Annotated in this window: 16 protein-coding genes and 1 pseudogene; 11 read left to right on the top strand and 6 right to left on the bottom strand. The window is 73.0% G+C overall.

Annotated features, from left to right (window positions below; genetic code table 11):
- Window positions 1–23 precede the first annotated feature (23 nt).
- Both O3X23_RS30840 and O3X23_RS30835 read right to left on the bottom strand, forming a co-directional pair.
- A complete protein-coding gene (locus O3X23_RS30840; RefSeq protein WP_443048026.1) occupies window positions 24–854 on the bottom strand; it encodes a TetR family transcriptional regulator in 831 nt (276 codons plus the stop codon).
- 79 nt (window positions 855–933) lie between these two features.
- A complete protein-coding gene (locus O3X23_RS30835) occupies window positions 934–2,757 on the bottom strand; it encodes a 3-hydroxyacyl-CoA dehydrogenase family protein (RefSeq protein ID WP_269275341.1) in 1,824 nt (607 codons plus the stop codon).
- A 364-nt stretch (window positions 2,758–3,121) separates the two neighbouring features.
- Here O3X23_RS30835 and O3X23_RS30830 point away from each other — a divergent pair, with 364 nt between their 5' ends.
- A complete protein-coding gene (locus tag O3X23_RS30830; protein WP_269275340.1) occupies window positions 3,122–3,670 on the top strand; it encodes an adenylosuccinate lyase in 549 nt (182 codons plus the stop codon).
- A 23-nt stretch (window positions 3,671–3,693) separates the two neighbouring features.
- On the opposite strand, the gene O3X23_RS30825 is transcribed toward O3X23_RS30830, so the two are convergent.
- Window positions 3,694–4,728 (bottom strand): Rv2578c family radical SAM protein, encoded by a 1,035-nt coding sequence (locus O3X23_RS30825; protein WP_269275338.1) that lies wholly within the window; start codon window positions 4,726–4,728, stop codon window positions 3,694–3,696.
- A 102-nt stretch (window positions 4,729–4,830) separates the two neighbouring features.
- Between O3X23_RS30825 and O3X23_RS30820 the strand changes: the two genes are divergently transcribed.
- Window positions 4,831–5,280 (top strand): SRPBCC family protein, encoded by a 450-nt coding sequence (locus O3X23_RS30820; RefSeq protein ID WP_269275336.1) that lies wholly within the window; start codon window positions 4,831–4,833, stop codon window positions 5,278–5,280.
- 144 nt (window positions 5,281–5,424) lie between these two features.
- On the top strand, window positions 5,425–7,866 hold the full coding sequence (locus O3X23_RS30815) for an MFS transporter (protein ID WP_269275334.1): 2,442 nt from the start codon (window positions 5,425–5,427) through the stop codon (window positions 7,864–7,866).
- Between the two features lie 133 nt (window positions 7,867–7,999).
- On the opposite strand, the gene O3X23_RS30810 is transcribed toward O3X23_RS30815, so the two are convergent.
- Complete coding sequence (locus O3X23_RS30810) at window positions 8,000–9,649, bottom strand: MFS transporter (protein ID WP_269275332.1); 1,650 nt, start codon at window positions 9,647–9,649, stop codon at window positions 8,000–8,002.
- A 281-nt stretch (window positions 9,650–9,930) separates the two neighbouring features.
- On the opposite strand from O3X23_RS30810, the gene O3X23_RS30805 reads away from it, so the two are divergent.
- The 7 genes from O3X23_RS30805 to O3X23_RS30775 all read left to right on the top strand — a co-directional run bounded on the left by O3X23_RS30805 (window position 9,931) and on the right by O3X23_RS30775 (window position 19,540).
- A complete protein-coding gene (locus O3X23_RS30805; protein WP_269275329.1) occupies window positions 9,931–12,408 on the top strand; it encodes an ATP-binding SpoIIE family protein phosphatase in 2,478 nt (825 codons plus the stop codon).
- A gap of 84 nt (window positions 12,409–12,492) precedes the next feature.
- Entirely contained in the window at window positions 12,493–13,242 is a 750-nt protein-coding gene (locus O3X23_RS30800) for a class I SAM-dependent methyltransferase (RefSeq protein ID WP_269275327.1), read from the top strand.
- A gap of 61 nt (window positions 13,243–13,303) precedes the next feature.
- Window positions 13,304–14,137, top strand: coding sequence for a M55 family metallopeptidase (locus tag O3X23_RS30795; protein WP_269275324.1), 834 nt, complete (start codon window positions 13,304–13,306; stop codon window positions 14,135–14,137).
- The gene (locus O3X23_RS30790) at window positions 14,130–15,488 is read left to right on the top strand and encodes a M20/M25/M40 family metallo-hydrolase (protein WP_269275323.1); all 1,359 of its coding nucleotides are present in this window, start codon (window positions 14,130–14,132) and stop codon (window positions 15,486–15,488) included. Before O3X23_RS30795 ends, O3X23_RS30790 begins: the two co-directional genes overlap by 8 nt.
- Window positions 15,485–17,461: a S9 family peptidase gene (locus tag O3X23_RS30785; RefSeq protein WP_269275320.1), complete on the top strand. Its 1,977-nt coding sequence runs from the start codon at window positions 15,485–15,487 to the stop codon at window positions 17,459–17,461. The genes O3X23_RS30790 and O3X23_RS30785 overlap by 4 nt, the downstream gene beginning before the upstream one ends.
- Complete coding sequence (locus tag O3X23_RS30780) at window positions 17,458–18,408, top strand: S66 peptidase family protein (RefSeq protein WP_269275318.1); 951 nt, start codon at window positions 17,458–17,460, stop codon at window positions 18,406–18,408. Before O3X23_RS30785 ends, O3X23_RS30780 begins: the two co-directional genes overlap by 4 nt.
- Window positions 18,409–18,460: 52 nt before the next feature.
- Window positions 18,461–19,540 carry an NAD-dependent epimerase/dehydratase family protein gene (locus O3X23_RS30775; protein WP_269275316.1) on the top strand — a complete coding sequence of 360 codons (1,080 nt, stop codon included), beginning with the start codon at window positions 18,461–18,463 and terminating at the stop codon, window positions 19,538–19,540.
- 32 nt (window positions 19,541–19,572) lie between these two features.
- Here O3X23_RS30775 and O3X23_RS30770 read toward each other — a convergent pair whose 3' ends face one another.
- Complete coding sequence (locus tag O3X23_RS30770) at window positions 19,573–20,685, bottom strand: sensor histidine kinase (protein WP_269275314.1); 1,113 nt, start codon at window positions 20,683–20,685, stop codon at window positions 19,573–19,575.
- The gene (locus O3X23_RS30765) at window positions 20,678–21,421 is read right to left on the bottom strand and encodes a response regulator transcription factor (protein ID WP_269275444.1); all 744 of its coding nucleotides are present in this window, start codon (window positions 21,419–21,421) and stop codon (window positions 20,678–20,680) included. Before O3X23_RS30765 ends, O3X23_RS30770 begins: the two co-directional genes overlap by 8 nt.
- A gap of 141 nt (window positions 21,422–21,562) precedes the next feature.
- Between O3X23_RS30765 and O3X23_RS30760 the strand changes: the two are divergent.
- Window positions 21,563–21,675: pseudogene (locus O3X23_RS30760) on the top strand (glycosyltransferase); the annotation flags it as partial.

Below are 21,675 nucleotides of genomic sequence, written 5' to 3'. Positions count from 1 at the left end.
CCTCCGAGGGGCTGCGCGGGCGGTCAGCCGCCCCGCAGCGCCTTCTCGATGATCCGCATCACTTCGGCGGGAGAGGCGTCCGTACGCGCCACCGTGACCACGACCTCACCGGTCTGCGAGACCGCCGCGGCGGGCGCCGAAGCGGACCCCGCCGGCCGCCCGACCCCTATGCCGGTGCCGAACGTCACCTTGATCACGTCGAAGGCGTGGTCGAGTTGCGCCTCCACGTCCCCCTTGCCGCCGGCCCGCAGCCAGCGGCGCAGCACGTGGTTGTGCGCCGCCACCACGGCCGACGCGGCGACCTCGGCGAGCAGCGGGTCGTCGTCGCCGTCATGGTGCGCCGACTCGTCGAAGTGGCCCAGCAGGTAGCGGGTGAAGAGCCGTTCGTAGCGCGCCACCGAGGCGATCTCGCGCTCCCGCAGCGTGGGCACCTCGCGCGTCAGCCGGTACCGCTCCACGGACACCTCGGGGGACTCCGCGTACATCCGCAGGACCTCGGTGATGCCGCGGCACACGGTGTCCAGCGGGTGCTCCTGGGGTTCCGCGGAGTCCAGGACCGCCTGGACCCGCACCAGGGTGTCGTCGTGGTCGGGGAAGATGGCCTCTTCCTTGGACCGGAAGTGCCGGAAGAACGTCCGGCGGGCCACCCCGGCCGCCGCGGCGATGTCGTCGACGGTGGTGGCCTCGTACCCCCGGGACGCGAACAGGTGCATCGCGGACGCGGCGAGGTCCTGCCGCACCCGGTGGCGCTGTGCGGCGACACGGCGGCCGTTCGCCGTCGCCGGCGCGGGGCCTTCGGCGGTGGACTTCGTCGCGGACTTGATGGGCTGGGCCATACGTGGAACGTACTCCATGGCCGGACCCGCGCGGGACGTACGGGGCGGCCGGGACGGCCCTCGCGGGCCGAGCAGACCGCCCCAGCCGCCCTCATGATCAGCGCCGGGCATACTCGCGGAAGCCGCGGCCCGTCTTGCGGCCCAGGCACCCCGCCGACACCAGGTGCTCCAGCAGCGGCGAGGGCGCCAGGCCCGGGTCGCGGAACTCCTTGTGCAGCACCTGCTCGATCGCCAGGGAGACGTCCAGGCCGACGACGTCCAGCAGCTCGAACGGGCCCATCGGGTACCCGCCGCCGAGCTTCATCGCGGTGTCGATGTCCGCCACCGTCGCGTAGTTCTCCTGGACCATCTTCACCGCGTTGTTCAGGTACGGGAACAGCAGCGCGTTCACGATGAACCCGGCGCGGTCTCCGCAGTCCACCGCGTGCTTGCGCACCTTCAGGCACACCGCGCGGACGGTGGCGTGCACATCGTCCCCGGTCAGGACGGTGCGGACCACCTCGACGAGCTTCATCGCGGGCGCCGGGTTGAAGAAGTGCATCCCGATCACGTCCCGCGGGCGCGAGGTCGCGCGGGCGATGGCGATGACGGGCAGCGAGGACGTCGTGGTGGCGAGCACCGCGCCGGGCTTGCAGGCCCGGTCCAGCGCGGCGAACAGCGCCTGCTTGGCGGCGAGGTCCTCGGCGACCGCCTCGACGGCCAGGTCCACGTCGCCGAAGGCGTCGTACGAGCCGGCCGCCGTCACCCGGGCGACGGTCGCGTCACGCTGCTCCTGCGTGAGCCGCCCCTTGGCGACCGAGCGGTCCAGGGACTTGGCCAGCCGGGCCACGGCCTGGTCGGCCTTCTCCTGGGAGCGGGCGGCCAGCACCACGTCGTAGCCGGCCTTCGCGAACACCTCGGCGATCCCGGTCGCCATGGTGCCGGATCCGGCGACGCCCACGGTGCGGATGTTGCGGATGGCGGGACCCGTGCCGTCGGCGGTCCCGGCGACGGCCGGGGTCGAGGCGTCGGCGACGACGGTCTCGCTGCCGGGGGCCTCGTAGGTGTAGAAGCCACGGCCCGACTTGCGGCCGGACAGCCCGGCCGCGGCCAGCTGGCCCAGGATCGGGGCCGGCGCGTGCAGCCGGTCGTGGGACGCCTCGTACATCGCCTCCAGGACGGTCTGCGCGGTGTCGATGCCGATCAGGTCGAGCAGCGCCAGCGGGCCCATCGGCAGGCCGCAGCCGAACCGCATCGCGGCGTCGATGTCCTCACGGGTCGCGTACTTCGACTCGTACATCGCCGCGGCCTGGTTGAGGTAGCCGAACAGCAGGCCGTCGGCGATGAAGCCGGGCCGGTCGCCGACCGGGACCGGCTCCTTGCCGAGCGCGCGCACCAGCGCGGTCACCGAGGCGGTCGCTTCCGGCGAGGTCAGGACGGTGGAGACCACCTCGACCAGCTTCATGGCGGGCGCCGGGGCGAAGAAGTGCAGCCCGAGGACGCGGTCCGGGCGTGAGGTGTGCGAGGCCAGCCGCGTTACCGACAGCGCGTTGGTGCCCGTCGCGATGATGGCGTCCGGCTTCACGATCAGGTCGAGCGCCTCGAAGACCGCCTGCTTGACCTCGAACTGCTCGTTGACGACCTCGATGACCAGGTCCGCCTCGGCGGCCGCCTGCAGATCGGGGAAGGTGCGGAACCGCGCGAGGGTGTCGGCGCGCTCGGCCTCGGTGATCCGGCCGCGCTCCACGGCGCGCGCCGTGGACTGGTCCAGGGCCGTGACAGCCCTGCGGGCGGCGGTGTCGCTGGTGTCGATGCCGATGACCTCATGGCCGGCGCGGGCCATGACCTCGGCGATGCCGGCGCCCATGGTGCCGAGGCCGACGACGGCGACGGTGGGAAGACCGAGGGATGGCAGGGGACTGCTGCTGGACGGACGGTCCATCGCGAAACTCCAGATGCTGAGGAGACCGCCGCTGCCGGGAGGCGCGCGCGGCTGAGGAGTTGGTGGAGTCGCGGGCCACGAAGAAGGGGTGGATGCCCGCAAGGGGGTGAGGGGCGGGCCCTGTCCCGGGGCCGCGCCGCGATGGTGCCGAACCGACGTGAAGTACTGCGTGCTGCTGAACGGTCGTGCGGTGGTGCGTTGCCTGGACCGCGTACGGGTGGCGCGGTCCGGGCTGTGCGCGGCGGCTGCGTCACCAGGCTGCCGTGCACGTTGGTCCGAGGGTAACCGGCCGGTAACCTACGCGCCAGACCACCGCCCATGTGATCTGTACCGCGTACAGATGAGCGCGCCGTAGGCTGAGCGGGTGGATTCCGCAGCGCGCGACGAACTGGCCGGCGTACTCACCGCACCGGGGCAGCCCCTGGAAGCCAGGGAGGCCGCCGCCGTGGCACTGGCCGCGGCGGGCGACCGCAGGGCCTTCGAAACCCTCGCCCTGCTGCTCAACTACCGCGAACCCGCACGGGCCGAGACCGCGGCGCGCGCCCTGGCCCTGCTGGGCGATCCCCGCACCGCGCGGGCCGCCGCCGCGCTCGCGACCAACCCGCTCCGGGTCGCCTACGCCCTACACCCGATCCGGCTGCTGGTCCAGTTGAGGGCCCCGGAATCCGTCCCCGCGCTCATCGAGACCCTGGACCGGCTGCTGGCCGAGCAGGCGCTCGGCTGGGACGCCGTCCCCGCGTGCGTGGAGGGGCTCGGCGAACTCGGCGACCCCCGGGCCGCGACCGTACTGCGGGCCGCGTGCGCCCACTCCCGCCTGCGGGCGGCCGCCACCGCGGCCCTCGAACGGATCGGCTGCTCCGCGGCGGATCCTTACGACGCTCCCGACGCTTCCGGTGGGACACCGCCTTCGTAGCGGATCCGCGGCTCTCCCGCCGGTCAGAGCAGCGACAGCTGGGTCGGTCCCTTGACATCCACCGGAGCGGCGGGCGCGGGAACGCCCCGCAGAGGGCCGTCCGAGCGGGTCGGGCCGATGCCGAACTCCGTGGCGAACTCGTTCACCTGGCGGGTGATGCGCCGCTGGTACCACTTCGGGGCGTACGAACCCTCCGCGTAGAGCGACTTGTAGCGGCTGAGCAGCCGCGGATGGTGCACCGAGAGCCAGGCCATGTACCACTCCCGCGCGCCGGGCCGCAGATGCAGCGCGAGCGGGGTCACGGAGGTGCCCCCGGACTCCGCGATGGCGCGGACGGTGTCGCGCAGCTGTTCCGGGGAGTCGCTGAGGTACGGCAGGACGGGCGCCATCAGCACATGGCAGCGGATGCCGTTCTCGTTCAGCGTCCGGCAGACCTCCAGCCGTTTGCCGGGGGACGGGGTGCCGGGCTCGACCGTGCGCCACAGGTCGCGGTCGAGGAAGCCGACGGAGACCGCCGTGGAGACCTCGGTGACCCGGGCCGCCTGCCGCAGCAGGTCCAGGTCGCGCAGGATCAGCGAGCCCTTGGTGAGGATCGAGAACGGGTTGGCGTGGTCCCGCAGCGCGCCGATGATGCCGGGCATCAGCCGGTAGCGGCCCTCGGCCCGCTGGTAGCAGTCGACATTGGTGCCCATGGCGATGTGCTGCCCCTGCCAGCGCGGCCCGGCGAGCTCCTTGCGCAGCAGGTCGGGCGCGTTCACCTTGACGATGATCTGCGAGTCGAAGTCCAGGCCGGTGTCGAGGTCCAGGTAGCTGTGGGTGTTGCGGGCGAAGCAGTAGACGCAGGCGTGACTGCAGCCCCGGTACGGGTTGACCGTCCAGTCGAACGGCATCTGCGAGGCGCCGGGCACGCGGTTCACGATCGAGCGGGCCCGTACCTCGTGGAAGGTGATGCCGCGGAATTCGGGGGTGTCGAAGGTCCGGGTGACCACGTCCGTCCCGAACAGTGCGGGCGTGGTGGCGGTGGCGGCCTCGTCGCGGCCCAGGTTGTCCCAGCGCATGACGCCCTCCTCAGTGGCTCCTCTGCATAATAGAACATATATTCGGTTAGCGTGTGTGGTTGGCTTGGCCGGCACATGCGGGCACGGACCGGAGGAGAAGAAATGGCGCAGGTCGAGGCCACCACCCAGCGGGTCATCGAGGCGGAGGCGGAGCGGGTGTACGACGCTCTCGCGGACTACGCGGGCACCAGGAAGACCCTGCTCCCCGAGCAGTTCAGCGAGTACGAGGTCCGCGAGGGCGGCAGCGGCGCCGGCACGCTGGTGCACTGGAAGCTGCAGGCGACCAGCAAGCGGATCCGCGACTGCCTCTTCGACGTCACCGCGCCGACCGCGGGACAGCTGGTCGAGGCGGACCGCAACTCGTCCATGGTCACGACGTGGACGGTGACCCCCGCGGGCACCGGCCGGTCCAAGGTCGTCGTCACCACCACGTGGGACGGCGCCGGCGGCGTCGGCGGGTTCTTCGAGCGGACCTTCGCGCCCAAGGGCCTCGGGCGCATCTACGACGCGGTGCTCGCGAAGCTCGCCGCCGAGGTCGAGACGGCTAAGTAGCCGCCCCGCACTGCCCCCTTCGGGTTCGATCGTTCACTGATACGGGTGGTTCTGCATCGCTTCGGAGAATCGTCGCGCTTGTTCGTCGTTGTCGCTTAATGCGGGAATTGGGTGACGGATCAGGCGCGACGAGGGGAGCGGCACGTGGGCGGAACCACTCTGGTCGAACGGGCCGGTCCGGCCGAACCGGCGGACGGCGGTGCGTCGTCGACCGGCCCCGGCCCGGCCGGCGGCCCGCCGCCCGGCGCGGACGGCCCGTCCGGATCGGCCACCGGCATCCCGCCGGCCGACCTGACCCCGCGCCGGGTACGGCTGGTCTTCCTCGGCCTGATGCTCACGCTGCTGCTCGCCGCCCTCGACCAGATGATCGTGGCGACCGCGCTCCCGAAGATCGTCGGAGAGCTGCACGGCCTGGAGAAGATGTCCTGGGCCGTCACCGCCTACCTGCTCGCGTCCACCATCGGACTGCCGATCTACGGCAAGCTCGGCGACCTCTTCGGCCGCAAGCGGGTCTTCCAGTTCGCGATCGTCGTCTTCGTCATCGGCTCCGCGCTGGCCGGCGCGTCACGCACCATGGACCAATTGATCGCCTTCCGCGCGGTGCAGGGCATCGGCGGCGGCGGGCTCATGATCGGCGTGCAGGCGATCATGGCGGACATCGTCCCGCCCCGCGAGCGCGGCCGCTACATGGGCCTGATCGGCGCCGCCTACGGCGTGGCGTCCGTCGCCGGGCCGCTGCTGGGCGGCTTCTTCACCGACCACACCAGCTGGCGCTGGTGCTTCTACATCAACGTGCCGTTCGGGCTGTTCACCCTCGCCCTGATCAGCGTCGTGCTCCGGCTGCCCCGCCCCACGATCCGCCCCCGCCTCGACGTGCTGGGCGCGCTGCTGCTCGCGGCCGGCTCCACCTGCCTGGTGCTGCTGACCAGCTGGGGCGGCACCACCTACGCCTGGCGCTCGGAGATGATCGTCGGCCTCGGCGCGGGCGCTCTCGCCAGCGCCGTGCTCTTCGTGCTGACCGAGCACTTCGCGGCCGAACCCGTCATTCCGCTGCGGCTCTTCCGTGACGGCGTCTTCAACGTCACCGCGCTGGTCGGCGCGGTCACCGGCATCGCGCTCTTCGGCGCCGCCAGCTACCTGCCGACCTTCCTGCAGATGGTCGACGGCGCCAGCGCCACCGGATCCGGGCTGCTGATGCTCCCGATGATGCTCGGTGTCGTCCTCGCCTCCGTCGCCTCCGGCCAGCTGATCAGCAGGACCGGCCGCTACAAGGTCTTCCCGCTGCTCGGCGGCGCGCTGTCCGCGCTCGGCATGTGGCTGCTGTCCCTGCTGGACGCGGAGACGTCCCGGCTCGAGTACAGCGCCTTCATGGCGGTGCTCGGCCTCGGCATCGGACTCGTGCTGCCCGTCCTGGTGCTCGCCGTGCAGAACTCGGTGCGCCCGTCCGACATCGGCGCCGCGACCAGCGCCAGCAACTACTTCCGGCAGATCGGCGGATCCGTCGGCGCTGCCGTCTTCGGCACGATGTTCGCCAACCGGCTCGCCGACCGGCTGGCCGCGGAACTCCCGCGCGGCGCCCACCTGCCGGACCCGCAGTCGATCACCCCGCAACTGGTGCGCACCCTGCCCGCCGCGGTGCGTGACGGCTACGTCCAGGCGTACGCCGCGGCCATGCCGCGGATCTTCCTGTACCTGGTGCCGGTGCTCGTCCTCGGCTTCCTGCTCGCATTCTTCCTGAAGGAGAAACCCCTGGTGACCCAGTACGGCTCCGTCTCCGATCCCGCCGTCCCCCCGGCCAGGACGGGCGTCGGGCGGACCGCCGACGCCGGGGGAGTCCCCGTCTGCGGCACCGTCCAGCACTCCGACGGCACCTCGGTGGGCCGGGCCGCGCTCACCCTGATCGACATCACCGGCCGGCAGATCGGCCGCGGGGCGACGGGCGAGGACGGACGGTACGCGTTGAGCACCCCGGGCACCGGCAGCTACGTACTGATCGCGGCCGCCGGCGGCCACCAGCCGCAGGCCGTCAGCGTGACCGTCGGCGACCGGCCGGTCGAGCTGGACGTGGTGCTCGGCGGCGCGGGACGGCTGGCCGGCACGGTGCACACCGCGGACGGCACCCCGGTCCGCGACGCCATCGTGACGCTCACGGACGTCCGAGGCGACGTCGTCTCCAGCACCCGCAGCGCCGCCGACGGCGGCTATGTGCTGACCGACCTGGTGGCGGGCGAGTACACGCTGGCCGCCAGCGCCCCCGCGTACCGCCCCGCCGCGCTGCCGGTCTCGGTGCAGGCCGCCCGCGAGAGCCGGCAGGACGTGGAGCTGGCCGGGGGCGCGGTGCTGCGCGGCACCGCGCGGGCGCCGGGCGGCCGGGTGGTCGAGGACGCCCGGGTCACCCTGCTCGACGCGGCCGGCAACGTGGTGGACTCGGTGACGACGGGGGCCGACGGGCACTTCCGCTTCGTCGACCTGGCGACCGGCGAGTACACCGTGATCGCCGCCGGCTACCCGCCGGTGGCCACCGTCCTGCAGGTCGCCGGCGGCGGCCGCACCGAGCGCGACCTGCAACTGGGACACGAGGACTGACCCGGCGGCCGGCGGAAGGACCGAGGTGACGACGGGCGAGGGGAAGAGGGGGAGGTGCCGGGGGCGCGCGGCGGGCGGAACACCCCTGGCGCTCGGCGCGGCGGGGGAGTCGTGCGCCGGGCGGCGCCCGGGGTCAGTCGTCGTTCTTGCAGGGCGTCCCGCGGGACAGGGAGTAGCGCCCGCCTATCCGGTACGTGCCGGGCGTCGGAGCGTACAGCCGGGTCCAGTCGCCGTCCTGGGCCAGACAGCCGTGGTCGGAGTCCGTGGCTCCGGCGATCCCGAGCCACGGCGACCACGGGATGCGCAGCAGCACCGGGCCCGCCGTCGGAACCTCGATGACCAGCTCGGCCGGTCCGGCCTGGCGGACGATCGACGGAGGGGCGGCCATCGGCTGGGCCCCGGTCACGCTGTACAGGCGCCAGTGGTCGTCCTGCCAGACCGGCTGCAGCCACTCGTGCCCGGCAGCGACGATCTTCGCTTCCGCGACGGCCGCGCCGTCCGGTTCGTCCGACGGCAGGACGACGTATCCGACGCCCCAGTGCTGCAGCCAGGCCAGGTAGGTGGCCGGGGTGAGGGTGCCGTCGTAGAAGAGCGGGTTCCGCTCGACGTCCGCCTGGCGGTTCCAGCCGCGGGCGAGGTTGACGTGCGGAGCTATTCCCGACGCCTCCCAGTGCGAGCGCAGCGGGACGACCTCGACCCGGCCCCGGTCGGCGCCGACCCGGGCCAGCTCGTCGATGAGACCCTGGGCGTGCTGGATGGTCCCGGTCACCGGTGCGGTGTTGACCAGGTCCGTGACGGGTTTGGCGACCTGCCAGACGGCGACGGCGAGGAACGCCGTGAAGATGACGAGGGTCTTGCGGCCCCGGTCGGTGCGCCCGACCGCGGCGGCGAGCAGCGCGGTGCCGCCGAAGAGCAGGGAGAGCCGCTCGACATTGCTGCCGATCGGCGACGGAACCGCCCACGTCAGCGCTATGCCCCCGGCGTACACCCACGACCCGGTGCGCAGGGTGCGCCAGGACTTCGGCGCCAGCATCGCCACCAGGACGGCGGTGGCCAGCGGCAGCGCGGCGAAGTACCAGGTGAAGGGCTGCACCCCGTAGAACGGGAAGAGCAGGGACGTGCCGCCGACCACGACCGGCGGGCTCGCGGCCAGGATGTACGCGTGCTTGCGGCGCCCGGTCAGGAACAGGGCGCCCGCCAGGACCTCGATGAAGAGTCCCGCCACCGGGCTGCACATGGTGGCGACCGCGCCCAGCGCGGAGGCCCCGATGACGCGCGAGGTCCGCTGTTCGTCGTCGGGAAGGACGAGGGCGGCCGCGCCGAGCGCGAAGAGCATGCCGAGCGCGAAAGTGACCCGGCCCGACGCCACGTCGCACCACAGGGCGAACGCCGTCCACAGGGCGGGCAGCATCGGCTTGCTGATCCGGTAGCGGACCAGCAGGTACGCGGCGACGGTCGCGGAGAGCGTGCCCGCGATCACCGCGGTCGTGCGGACCCCGAGCCACGCCATGATGTAGGGCGACAGGATGCTGTAGGAGGCGGGGTGCATCCCGCCGTACCAGGAGAGGTTGTACGCGGAGTCCGGGTGCTCGCGGATGAAGTCCGTCCACGCGAACTGGGCGGCCATGTCTCCGGCGTCCTTGGCCAGCCACAGCGCCCACACGATGTGCAGCACGGCCGCGAACAGCGTCGCGGCCATCACGGGCCGACGCGGATCCGCAAGCCGGAGAAAGGACTTGGGGCGCTTCGCGGCGGCCCAGCCCACGGTCTCCCAGGTGGTCAACGGTATCTCTTCCAGTCGCGGGTCCTACGTGCTCCGGCATGGATCCCCACCCCCGCCGGAGTCGAACTCGCACCACGTATCTGGAGTTCGAACAGAGACAAAGGACGCTAGCACGTGTCCAGGGGGCGCTCTCTCGCGGGCGTGCGCCCGGATTCCGGCATTGCCCTTCGCGGCGCCCCGCTCCGGTCGTACGGTGGTACAGGTGCCGCAGATCTTGCGCTGGGACGGGGGTCCCGGACCGGTCCTGAGCCGCGGCTCCCAGGGAAGGAGCCCACCCAGCCATGGACCCCCGCACTCCTCCGGGGCTGTCCGGACGCATCCCGCTCGCGGTGATCGTCGTGGACGGCGCGGGACGCGTATCGCACTGGAGCACCGGTGCCCGCAAGCTCTTCGGTTGCTCCAGGGAAGAGGCCGTCGGCCGTCCCGCGGTGGACCTGCTGCCGGTCTCCGGGGCTCTGAGCAGCGCGGTCACGGACGAGCCCGGAACCGCGGACGGGGGCGGAACCGACGACTTCGGTCCGGAGCTGGACGCCTCGCTCAGCGGCGAGACCGCCTACCCGACCGCGGGCCGGGCCCGGCTCTTCGACGACTGCCACGGCGACGGGGACCGCGAGGGCGGGCCCGTGGACGTCCTCTGGTGGGCGTACCCGCTCGTGGGACCGGGGCCCGAGCGGCTGCTGGTCCTGGCGGCCGACGCGGCCCAGGTCCATCCCCAGCAGGACGCGGGCCGGGATCCGGCGGCGGACATGACAGCCGGGGAATTCGAACGGATCGCACCCGGGTTCGCTCTGCACACCGAGTTCTCGGGTGCGGACCAGCTCGCCAAGCGGCTGCCCGAGATCCTGCCGAGCATGAATCCGGCGGAGAGCGCCCGGATCGTCTACCAGGTGCTGGAGCTCGGCTATCCGGTGCTGGAGTTCAGCCAGCACGACCGGGTGCCGGTCACCCCCGACTGGGGCGTGCCCCGGCGCGACGAGCGGCGGGCCAGGCGCCGCGCCGCCGCCGCGGCCGCCCAGCTGGACCCGCAGGCCGCGGCCCCGGCCGACCTGGCGCCGGACCTCGAGTACGCCGCGGTGCGCGAGCACCTCGAATTCCTCAACGAGGTCAGTGCCCGGATCGGCACCTCGCTGGACCTGGCACGCACCATCCAGGAGGTCAGTGCGGCCGTGGTGCCGCGCTTCACGGACGTCGCGGGCTCGTACCTGCGCGAGCAGGTGCTCGCCGGTGAGGGGTTCCCCGACGGGCCGCCGGACGTCACCACCATGTGGTACCGGGTGGCGGTCGAGCACACGGACGAGCCGGGGCGCTGGGACGACGTGGTGCCGGTCGGTGAGTCGATGCCGTTCCCCGAGCACACCCCGTTCTTCCAGTGCATGACCAGCGGCCGGCCGGTGCTCGTGCCCCGGATCTCCGAGCAGATGGGCAACGCGATCGCCGCGCAGTTCGAGAAGCGCGACATCAGCCCGCTGATCAACAACCGGTCGATGCTCGTGGTGCCGCTCAAGGCCCGCAATGTGGTGCTCGGCTTCATGATCCTGCTGCGTCACCAGGAACGGCCGGTCTTCAACGACATGGACAAGGCGACGGGCGCGGAGTTCGCCGCCCGCGCCGGCCTCGTGCTGGACAACGCCCGCATGTACACGTACCAGGAGAACGTCGCGGACACCCTCCAGGACAGCATGCTGCCCCACATCACCCCGCGGATGCCGGGCTGTGACGTGGCCACCCGCTATCTGCCCGGGACCCGGCTGGGCCGGGTCGGCGGTGACTGGTTCGACACGATCAAGCTGGCCGGCTCGCGGCTGGCGCTCGTCGTCGGCGACGTCATGGGGCACGGGCTGAACTCGGCCGCGATGATGGGCCAGCTACGCACCGCCGTGCAGACCATGGCGGCGATGGGCATGCCGCCCGCCCAACTGCTGCGCAACCTCGACGATCTGGCGCAGCGGCTCGGCGAGCACTACCTGGCCACCTGCCTGTACGCCGTGTACGACCCGATCGAGTCCGAGCTGGTGATCTCCAACGCCGGGCACATCCCGCCGGTCCTGGTGCGGGCGGCCGACGGGCGCAGTGAGCTGCTGGACGTGCCGACCGGCGCCCCGATCGGGGTGGGCGGCGTCCCCTTCGAGACGGTCACGGTGCCGGTCGCGCCCGGCGACCGGCTGGTGCTGTGCACCGACGGGCTGGTCGAGGTGCGCGGGCAGGACATCGGCACCGGGCTGGCCGCGCTGTGCGAGAGCGCCGCGCATCCCGCGGCGTCGATGGACGACGCCTGCGACACGATCATCCGCGCGCTCAACCCGCGCGACGGCCGCAAGGACGACGTCGCGCTGCTGATGGCCCGGCTCAACGGCATCCCGCGTTCCGACGTGGCGACGTGGCGGCTGGCCCGCGATCCGCGTGAGGCCGCGCACGCCCGCCGGCTGACCCGGCAGACGCTGCGCGAGTGGGGCCTGGAGGAGGCCTCGGAGACCGCGGAGCTGCTGGTCGGCGAGATCGTCACCAACGCCGTCCGGCACGCGGACACCGCGGAGATCGAGCTGCGCCTGGTGCGGGCCGACGCGCTGCTGTGCGAGGTGACGGATGACGACCATTCGGTCCCCGTCCTGCTGAACACCGGCTCCGAGGACGGCTACGGGCGGGGCATGCGCATCGTGAGCCGGCTGGCACGGCAGTGGGGTACGAGCCGCACGGCGCGGGGCAAGACGGTCTGGTTCGAGCAGACGCTGCCGCGGTCGGCGGCGCGACGGCGGCGCTGAGGGGGTGGCGGCGAGACCCTTCGCCGCCGCCTCGCCGCGGTACCGAGTCACTGAGGTTTCGGTCGCATCCTGGGGAGTCCCGAAATGAACGTGCCCGGCACATACACGCAGGCTTGGGAGAGTTTCTGGCAGGACGCGCCACCGGCGTCCGGCGCGGTCTTCTGGGACGCCGACGCGTCTCTCACCGCCGCACTGCAGATACCGCTCTTCGAGCCGTACTTCGACGCCGGACTGCCGGTCGTCGACTTCGGGTGCGGCAACGGCACCCAGACCCGGTACCTCGCGGAGCGCTACGACCGGGTGGTCGGGGTGGACCTGTCCGAGGCGGCGATCGCACTCGCGCGACAGGCGGACCCGAACGGCGTCGCCGAGTACCAGCAGCTCAACGGGGCCGACGTGGCCATGGCCCGCCGGCTGCACGCGGAGACGGGTGACGCGAACGTCTACATGCGGGGTGTGCTGCACCAGTGCGAGCCCGCGGACCGGCAGCCGCTGATCGAGGGCATCGCGATCCTGCTCGGCGAGCGCGGGCGGGTGTTCGCGGTCGAGCTGTCGGCTGCCGCGAAGGGCGTCCTGCTGGGCCTGGCCCAGGGGCCCGGCGGCCCGCCGCCGAAGCTGGGAGCGGTCTTCGCGCACGGCCTCACCCCGGGCGAGGTGGCCGACGAGGCGGTGCCCGGCTTCTTCGCGGCGGCCGGTCTCGCTCTGCTCGCCGGCGGCGAGCTGCCGCTGACGACGGCGGAGTTCCGTCCCGACGGCACGCGCATCGAGTTGCCGTCGAAATGGCTGGTGGCGGGGGGTGCAGCCCAGGCCCCGCCCGGATCCATAGAGGTCTAGACCACTAGAGTTGTCCACAGGCCTGTTATGCGCCGCGCAAAACCGCGTAGCGTTGCCTCGCATGAAGATCCTCATCTCGGCCGACATGGAGGGCGCCACCGGCGTCACCTGGCCTGCCGATGTGCTGCCGGGAAGCGAGCAGTGGCAGCGCTGCCGCCATATGTTCACGTCCGACGTGAACGCCGCGATCGCCGGCTTCTTCGACGGCGGCGCCGATCAGGTCCTGGTGAACGAGGCGCACTGGACCATGCGCAACCTGTTGCTGGAGAAACTCGACGAACGGGCCGAGATGCTCACCGGCCGGCACAAGGACCTGTCGATGGTCGAGGGCGTGCAACACGGCGACGTGGACGGCATCGCGTTCGTCGGGTACCACACGGGCGCCGGGACCGAGGGCGTGCTCGCGCACACCTACCTCGCCAACTCGATCACGGGCGTGTGGGTCAACGGCGAGCCGGCCGGTGAGGGGCGGCTGAACGCGCTGGTCGTCGCCGAGTACGGGGTGCCGGTCGTCCTGGTGACGGGCGACGACCGTACCGGCGTCGACGCGCGCGGATACGCCCCGCAGGCCCGTACGGTCGCGGTCAAGGACTATGTGTCGCGGTACGCGGCGGTCTGCCGGCCCCCGGCCAGGACCGCGGCCGACATCCGGGCCGCGGCGAAGGAAGCCGCGGCGCTCGCGGTGCGCCATCAGCCCGAGCGGGCCGGCCCCTTCCACATGGAGGTCGAGTTCGACGCCGTGCACCTCGCGGGGGCCGCCGCGGTGGTGCCCGGCGTGGCGCGGATCGGCGAACGTCGTGTCGACTACACATCACCGACCATGTACGAGGGCATCCGCGCTTTCAAGGCGGTGACCACGCTCGTGTCGGCAGCGGTGGAGGAACAGTATGGCTGAGCAAGGGGTGTTCGAAGCGGTCTGCCAGGCGGTGGACCAGCAGGCGCTGGACGAGGTGGTGCGCTTTACCTCCGACCTGATCCGGATCGACACGACCAACCGCGGCGGCGGCGACGGCAACGAGCGGCCCGCCGCCGAATACGTTGCCCAGCAGTTGTCCGACGCCGGGATCGAGCCCCTGATCCTGGAGTCCGCCCCCGGCCGTGCCAACGTCGTGGCCCGCATCGAGGGCAGCGACCCCGGCGCCGACGCGCTGCTGGTCCACGGCCACCTGGACGTCGTCCCGGCCGAGCCCGCGGACTGGAGCGTGCACCCCTTCTCCGGCGAGATCCGCGACGGGGTGGTCTGGGGCCGCGGCGCGATCGACATGAAGAACATGGACGCGATGGTGCTCGCCACGGTGCGGGCCATGGCCCGCACCGGACGCCGCCCGTCCCGGGACCTGGTGCTCGCGTTCACCGCGGACGAGGAGGACAGCGCCGCCTACGGCGCCGCCTTCCTCACGGACCAGCACCCCGGGCTCTTCGAGGGGTGTACCGAGGGCATCAGCGAATCGGGCGCCTTCACCTTCCACGCCGGCGGTGGCATGCGGCTGTACCCGGTGGCCGCCGGCGAGCGTGGCACCGCCTGGATGCGGCTGACGGCACACGGCAGGGCCGGGCACGGCTCCAAGGTCAACTCGGCGAACGCGGTCAGCCGGCTGGCCGCGGCCATCGCGCGGATCGGCGAACACGAGTGGCCGGTCCGGCTGACCGACACCGTGCGCGCCTCGCTCACCGAACTCGCCGTGCTGTACGGCATCGAACCCGACCTGGACGATGTGGACGGGCTGCTCGACCGGCTCGGCCCGGCCGCCGCGCTCGTCCGGCCCACGGTCCGCAACAGCACCAATCCGACGATGCTGCAGGCCGGGTACAAGGTCAACGTCATCCCCGGCACCTCGACCGCCTACGTGGACGGGCGGATCCTGCCCGACGGGGAGGCCGAGTTCACCGAGACCATGGACCGGCTCACCGGCCCGTACGTCGACTGGGAGTTCTACCACCGCGGGGTGTCGCTGCAGGCCCCGGTGGACTCGCCGACGTATGGGGCGATGCGCGAGGCGCTGGAGCACTTCGACCCGGAGGCCCATGTCATCCCGTACTGCATGTCGGGCGGCACGGACGCGAAGCAGTTCTCCCGGCTCGGCATCACCGGCTACGGTTTCTCACCACTGAAACTGCCCCCGGGCTTCGACTACCAGGCGCTCTTCCACGGAGTGGACGAACGCGTGCCGGTCGAGGCGCTGCACTTCGGCGTCCGGGTGCTCGACCGCTTTCTGACCTCCTCCTCAGGGAAGGCACCGGCATGACCCAGGACGTCCCGTACGGAGCCTGGCCGTCGCCGATCGGCGCGGCGACCGCCGCGTCGCACGACGGCAGCCCCGAATTCGTGGGCTTCGTCGGGGACGAGGTGTGGTGGACCGAGCCGCGCCCCGCCGAGGGCGGCCGCCGCGCGCTGGTCCGGCGGCTCGCCGACGGCAGCGAGCAGTGCCCGCTGCCCGCACCGTGGAACGTCCGCAGCCGCGTCATGGAGTACGGCGGGCGGCCGTGGGCCGGGATCGCGGACGGGGACGGGCCGCTGCTCGTCTTCGTGAACTTCGCCGACCAGCGTCTGTACGCCTACCGGCCGGGGGCCGAACCCCTGCCGCTGACGCCCGTCTCGGCGGTGGGCGACGGTCTGCGGTGGGTCGACCCGCAGATCCGGCAGGACCGGGGCGAGGTCTGGTGCGTGCTGGAGGAGTTCACCGGGGACGGGCCGTCCGACCTGCGGCGCGTTATCGCGGCAGTGCCGCTGGACGGGTCGGCCGCCGCCGACCGCGGCGCCGTCCGCGAACTGACCGACGGCGTCGACCGGTTCGTCACCGGCCCCCGGCTCTCGCCGGACGGGCGGCAGGCCGTCTGGATCGCCTGGGACCACCCGCTGATGCCCTGGGACGGCACCGAGCTCAAGCTCGCGCAGGTCGGGGAGGACGGAACCTTCACCGGCGTCCGCACCCTGATCGGCGGCCCCCAGGAGTCCGTCGCCCAGGCCGAGTGGAGCGCGGACGGCACCCTGATCGCCGCCACGGACCGCACCGGCTGGTGGAACCTGCACCGTGTCGACCCAGGCACCGGCGAGGCCGTCAACCTCTGCCCGCGCCAGGAGGAGTTCGCCGGCCCGCTCTGGAAGCTCGGCTACCGCTGGTTCGCGCCCGTCGGCGAAGGGCTCCTCGCGGTCCTGCACGGCGTCGGGGCCCAGCGGCTGGCCATACTCGACCCGGCCACCGGTGAACTGGCCGACGTCCCGGGCCGCTGGACGGAATGGAGCGCGGGCCTCGCCACGTCCGGCACCCGGGTACTGGACGTGGCGGCGAGCGCGCGCTCCTCGGCCGAGATCGTCGAACTCGACACCAGCACCGGGCACCCGCGCGTCATCGGCTGCGCCCACCAGGACACCGTCGACCCCGCGTACGTGCCGGACCCCACCGCCCGGACCTTCACCGGGCCCGACGGGCGTGAGGTGCACGCGTACGTGTACCCGCCGCGAAACCCCGAGGCCGCCGCTCCGGCGGGAGAGCTGCCGCCCTATGTGATGTGGGTGCACGGCGGCCCTACCAGCAGGGTCCCGATGGTGCTCGACGTGGAGATCGCCTACTTCACCTCGCGCGGCATCGGCGTCGCCGAGGTCAACTACGGCGGCTCCACCGGCTACGGCCGCGCCTACCGGGAGCGGCTGCGCGAGCAGTGGGGCGTCGTGGACGTCGAGGACTGCGCCGCCGTCGCGCGGGCGCTCGTCGAGGAGGGCACCGCGGACGGCGCCCGGCTGGCGATCCGCGGGGGCAGCGCGGGCGGCTGGACCACCGGAGCGTCGCTCACCACCACGGACCTGTACGCGTGCGGCACCATCAGCTTCCCGATCCTGGACCTGACCGGCTGGTCGGCGAACGGCGAGACCCACGACTTCGAGTCGCGGTATCTGGAGTCCCTCGTCGGCCCGATCGCCGAGGTCCCCGACCGGTACCGCGACCGTTCGCCGGTCAACGGCGCCGACCGCGTCACCGCGCCGTTCCTGCTGCTCCAGGGATTGGACGACGTGATCTGCCCGCCCGTCCAGTGCGAGCGCTTCCTGGAGCGGATCGCCGGGCGCGGCATCCCGCACGCCTACCTCACCTTCGCGGGCGAAGGCCACGGCTTCCGCCGCCAGGAGACGATCGTCGCCTGCCTGGAGGCCGAACTGTCGCTCTACGGGCAGGTCTTCGGCTTCGTGCCGGCCGGTGTACCGCGACTGGAGCTGACCACGTGACGCAGCCCGTACCGGAGCCGCTGCGCCGGGTACGCCGGCTGGTGCCCGGCGACCGGGTCGCGGTCGTCGCCCCCAGCGGCACCGTTCCGCGCGAGCGGCTCGACCCCGGACTCGACATCCTGCGCGGCTGGGGACTCGACCCGGTCGTCGCGCCGCACGTCCTGGACAGGCACCCGGACCTGGGGTACCTGGCCGGCGCGGACCAGGACCGCGCCCGGGACCTGCAGCAGGCGTGGTGCGACCCGACGGTGGCCGCGGTGCTCACCGCGCGCGGCGGCTACGGCGTGCAGCGCATGGTCGACCTGCTGGACTGGCAGGCGATGCGGGCCGCCGAACCGAAGGCGTTCATCGGATACAGCGACATCACCGTGCTGCACGAGGCGTTCGCCACCCGGCTCGGACTCGCCACACTGCACGGCCCGATGGCCGCGGCCGCCACGTTCCTCAAGGACGGCCCCACCCAGGAGCACCTGCGCCGCACCCTGATGGAACCGGAGAGCGTCCAGGTCCTCGGCTCGCCCGCCGCCCGCACCATGGTCCCCGGCCGGGCCCGCGGCCGCACCCTCGGCGGCACGCTCTGCCTGCTCGCCGCGGAGCTCGGCACCCCGAAGGCCCGGCCCGGCGCCGCAGGGGGGATCCTCCTCCTGGAGGACGTCGGCGAGGAGCCGTACCGCCTGGACCGCTACCTCACCCAACTGCTGCGGTCCGGATGGCTGGACGGCGTCGCGGGCATCGTCCTGGGTTCGTGGGCGGAGTGCGGCCCCTACGAGGAACTGCGCCCGCTGCTGCTCGACCGGCTCGGCGATCTGGGGGTGCCCGTCCTGGAGGAGCTGGGGTTCGGGCACTGCGACTCCGCGATCACCGTCCCGCTCGGCCTGCCCGCCGTCCTGGACGCGGACGCCCGCACCCTGACGATCGAGGTCCCGGCACTCCTTACGGACCGCTGACGTCCCGGCCCGGTCACGCCGCCGGAACCGCCCCGGGCCGTACGTTCGGAGCATGCTGACACTCGTCACCGGAGGCGCGGGCTTCATCGGCTCGCACATCGTCACCGCCCTCCTCGAAGCCGGACATGACGTGCGCGTCCTTGACGCCCTGCTCCCCGCCGCCCACGGCGACCACGCCGAACCGCCCGTCCTCCCGGCGGGAGCCGACTGGCGGGGCGCCGACGTCAGGGACCGCGCGGCCGTCGAGGACGCGCTGCGCGGGGTGGACGCGGTGTGCCATCAGGCCGCCATGGTCGGACTGGGCAAGGACTTTCGCGACGCGCCCGACTACGTCAGCTGCAACGACCACGGCACGGCCGTGCTGCTCGCGGCCATGGCGGCCACGTCGGTGCGGTCGCTGGTCCTGGCCGGCTCCATGGTGGTCTACGGCGAGGGCCGGTACGCCTGCGCGCGGCACGGCGTCGTCCGCCCGGGACCGCGCCGGGTCGCCGACCTCGACGCGGGCCGCTTCGAGCCGCCCTGCCCGCACTGCGGCGATCCGCTCGCCCCCGGCCTCGTCACCGAGGACGCCCCCACCGACCCGCGCAACGTCTACGCGGCAACCAAGCTCGCCCAGGAGCACCTGACCGCCGCCTGGGCCCGCGCGGTCGACGGCCGCGCGGTGTCCCTGCGGTACCACAACGTCTACGGCCCCGGGATGCCGCGCGACACCCCGTACGCGGGCGTCGCCGCGCTCTTCCGCTCCGCCCTGGCGCGCGGCGAAGCCCCTCGCGTCTTCGAGGACGGCGGCCAGCGGCGGGACTTCGTGCACGTGCGGGATGTCGCGGCAGCGAACGCGGCCGCCCTCGGCGCGCCGGCCGACCGGCCCTCCGGCGGGCTGCGGCCCTACCACGGCGGCAGCGGGACCGTCCCCGCCGGGGGGGTCAAGGCCCCCGCCCTCGCCGCGGCCACCGGCGGCCCCGACCCCGTCACGACGGGCGAGTACCGGCTCGGCGACGTCCGGCACATCACGGCCTCGTCCGCGCGCATCCGCTCCGAGCTCGGCTGGGCGCCGGCCGTCGGCTTCCCCGACGGCGTACGCGACTTCGCCCACGCCGCACTGCGGGGAACGCCCGCGCCTTCTCCGGCCTGAGGCAGGGGTGGGCTGACGCCAGGTCGCGCCGGTCAGCCCGAGGCGGCCGGCAGGACGACCTCGAAGCGGCAGCCGCCGGGCACGTTGCTGACGGCCGCGTGGCCGGCGTGGGCCTCGACGATCCCGCGGACGATGGCGAGCCCGAGTCCGGCTCCCGCGGGAGGCGTTCTGGCTCCGGTGCCGCGCCAGCCCGTGTCGAAGACGCGGGGCAGGTCGGCGACCGGGATGCCGCCGCAGCCGTCGGTGACGGACAGCACCACGGAGTCGGCCTCGCGGTGCGCGGAGACCGCCACCGTTCCGTCGGCCGGGGTGCGGTGGATGGCGTTGGCGAGCAGGTTGGCGAGCACCCGCGTCATCTCGCGTCCGTCGACCTCCACCGGCACGGACTCGACACCGCTGCCGACCAGCCGGACGCCGTGTTCGCGGGCCAGCGGATCCGCGCCGGCGATGGCGTCGCCCACGAGGTCGTAGACGGACATCCGGGACGGCACCAGGGCCAGCACACCCGCCTGGATACGGGAGAGTTCGAAGAGGTCGCCGACCATGCCGCTGAGGCGCTCCACCTCGGTCCTGATCTGCGCGTGGTAGCGCGCGGGGTCCTCCGCTATGCCGTCCTCCAGCGCCTCGGCCATCGCGCGCAGCCCGGCGAGCGGGGTGCGCAGGTCGTGCGAGATCCAGGCCACCAGTTCCCGGCGGGACGCCTCCAGCGCGCGCTCACGCTCCCGTGACGCGGCGAGCTTCGCGCTGGTCGCGGCCAGTTCGCGGCCCAGGTCGGCGAGTTCGGCGGTGGGCGGACCGGCGGGCGCGGCAAAGGTGTCGCTGTCGCCGAAGTCGCGGGTGGCGGTCGCCAGGGCGCGGCTGCCCGCGACGACCCTGCGGCCGAGCAGCAGGCTCACGCCCAGCGAGACCACGGCGGCCATCGCGCAGACGGTGATGACCACGCCGAGGTCGTGCGAGGACAGGAACATCGCCCAGGCGACGGAGAGGGTGCCGGCGAGCATCGCGGCCACGGTCACGGCGGCGACCACCGCGAGGGACAGCGCCACCGACCGGTTCCGCAGCAGCCGCAGCGCCAGCGCGCCGAGGAGCCCGGCGGCCGCGGCGCCGACGGCCGCGTAAGCCGCGATCAGCAGAACGTCATGCATCGCGCTTCACCGCTTCCTGGGCTGCCTGTTCCCGATGAGCCGACGCGGCATCGCCGACGGAAGGATCGCCGGGCGGATCGAAGCGGTAGCCGACGCCCCAGACCGTGCTGATCAGCAGCGGCCGGGCCGGATCGTCCTCGATCTTCTCGCGCAGCCGCCGTACGTGCACGGTGACGGTCGACAGGTCGCCGAACTCCCAGCCCCACACCCGCCGCATCAGCTCCTCGCGCCCGAGCACCCGCCCGGGGTGCCGGAGGAAGAACGCGAGCAGGTCGAACTCGCGGATGGTCAGGGCGAGTTCCGCGCCGGCTCGGGTGGCGCGCCGGGCGGCCGGGTCCAGGGCGAGGGGCCCGGATCGCAACCAGGGGCCGTCGGGCGGCGGCGTCCCGGCGCGGCGCAGTACGGACTCCACGCGCAGGACCAGCTCGCGCGGGCTGAACGGCTTGGTGACGTAGTCGTCCGCGCCGACCTCCAGCCCGAGGATCCGGTCGTCCTGGTCGCCGCGCGCGGTCAGCATCACGACCGGGACGGGTCCGCGCTCGCGTATCCGCCGGCACACTTCCAGCCCGTCCAGCCCCGGCAGCATCAGGTCGAGGACGACGAGATCCGGGCGGACGGCGGCGGCACGGGCCACCGCCGTGGGGCCGTCGGCGGCCCGGTCCACGACGAAGCCCGCGCGGTGGAGGTATCCCGCGACGACTTCGGCGACGGTCGGATCGTCGTCGACGACGAGGATGCGGCGCTGTTCGGGGTCGGTGGTCACGCTTCGAGTCTGGCACCAGAGGGAGGGGGCGGGACCCCGGGCGGCGGATCGGGGGGCCGACGTCCGCGTTTCGTAAGGAACCAAAGTCCGTAATGTCGGTTTCTGCTTCGTAGGGTGAAGCATGTGACCAACCACCCGACACCGCCCGTCGACGTCGTACTGCCGTGCCTGGACGAGGCCGGCGCCCTGCCCTGGGTGCTGGAGCGCATGCCGTCCGGATGGCGGGC

The organism is Streptomyces sp. H39-S7 (assembly GCF_027158205.1).
In the GTDB taxonomy this organism is placed as follows: Bacteria; Actinomycetota; Actinomycetes; order Streptomycetales; family Streptomycetaceae; genus Actinacidiphila.
This window is presented reverse-complemented; position numbering and strand designations above follow the sequence as displayed.

Coding starts and splice junctions, on each gene's coding strand:
- O3X23_RS30820 (WP_269275336.1), top strand. CDS start 4,831: ATGGCGCAGGTCGAGGCCACCACCCAGCGGGTCATCGAGGCGGAGGCG.
- O3X23_RS30840 (WP_443048026.1), bottom strand. CDS start 854: ATGGAGTACGTTCCACGTATGGCCCAGCCCATCAAGTCCGCGACGAAG.
- O3X23_RS30835 (WP_269275341.1), bottom strand. CDS start 2,757: ATGGACCGTCCGTCCAGCAGCAGTCCCCTGCCATCCCTCGGTCTTCCC.
- O3X23_RS30805 (WP_269275329.1), top strand. CDS start 9,931: ATGGACCCCCGCACTCCTCCGGGGCTGTCCGGACGCATCCCGCTCGCG.
- O3X23_RS30775 (WP_269275316.1), top strand. CDS start 18,461: ATGCTGACACTCGTCACCGGAGGCGCGGGCTTCATCGGCTCGCACATC.
- O3X23_RS30785 (WP_269275320.1), top strand. CDS start 15,485: ATGACCCAGGACGTCCCGTACGGAGCCTGGCCGTCGCCGATCGGCGCG.
- O3X23_RS30770 (WP_269275314.1), bottom strand. CDS start 20,685: ATGCATGACGTTCTGCTGATCGCGGCTTACGCGGCCGTCGGCGCCGCG.
- O3X23_RS30800 (WP_269275327.1), top strand. CDS start 12,493: ATGAACGTGCCCGGCACATACACGCAGGCTTGGGAGAGTTTCTGGCAG.
- O3X23_RS30790 (WP_269275323.1), top strand. CDS start 14,130: ATGGCTGAGCAAGGGGTGTTCGAAGCGGTCTGCCAGGCGGTGGACCAG.
- O3X23_RS30795 (WP_269275324.1), top strand. CDS start 13,304: ATGAAGATCCTCATCTCGGCCGACATGGAGGGCGCCACCGGCGTCACC.
- O3X23_RS30825 (WP_269275338.1), bottom strand. CDS start 4,728: ATGCGCTGGGACAACCTGGGCCGCGACGAGGCCGCCACCGCCACCACG.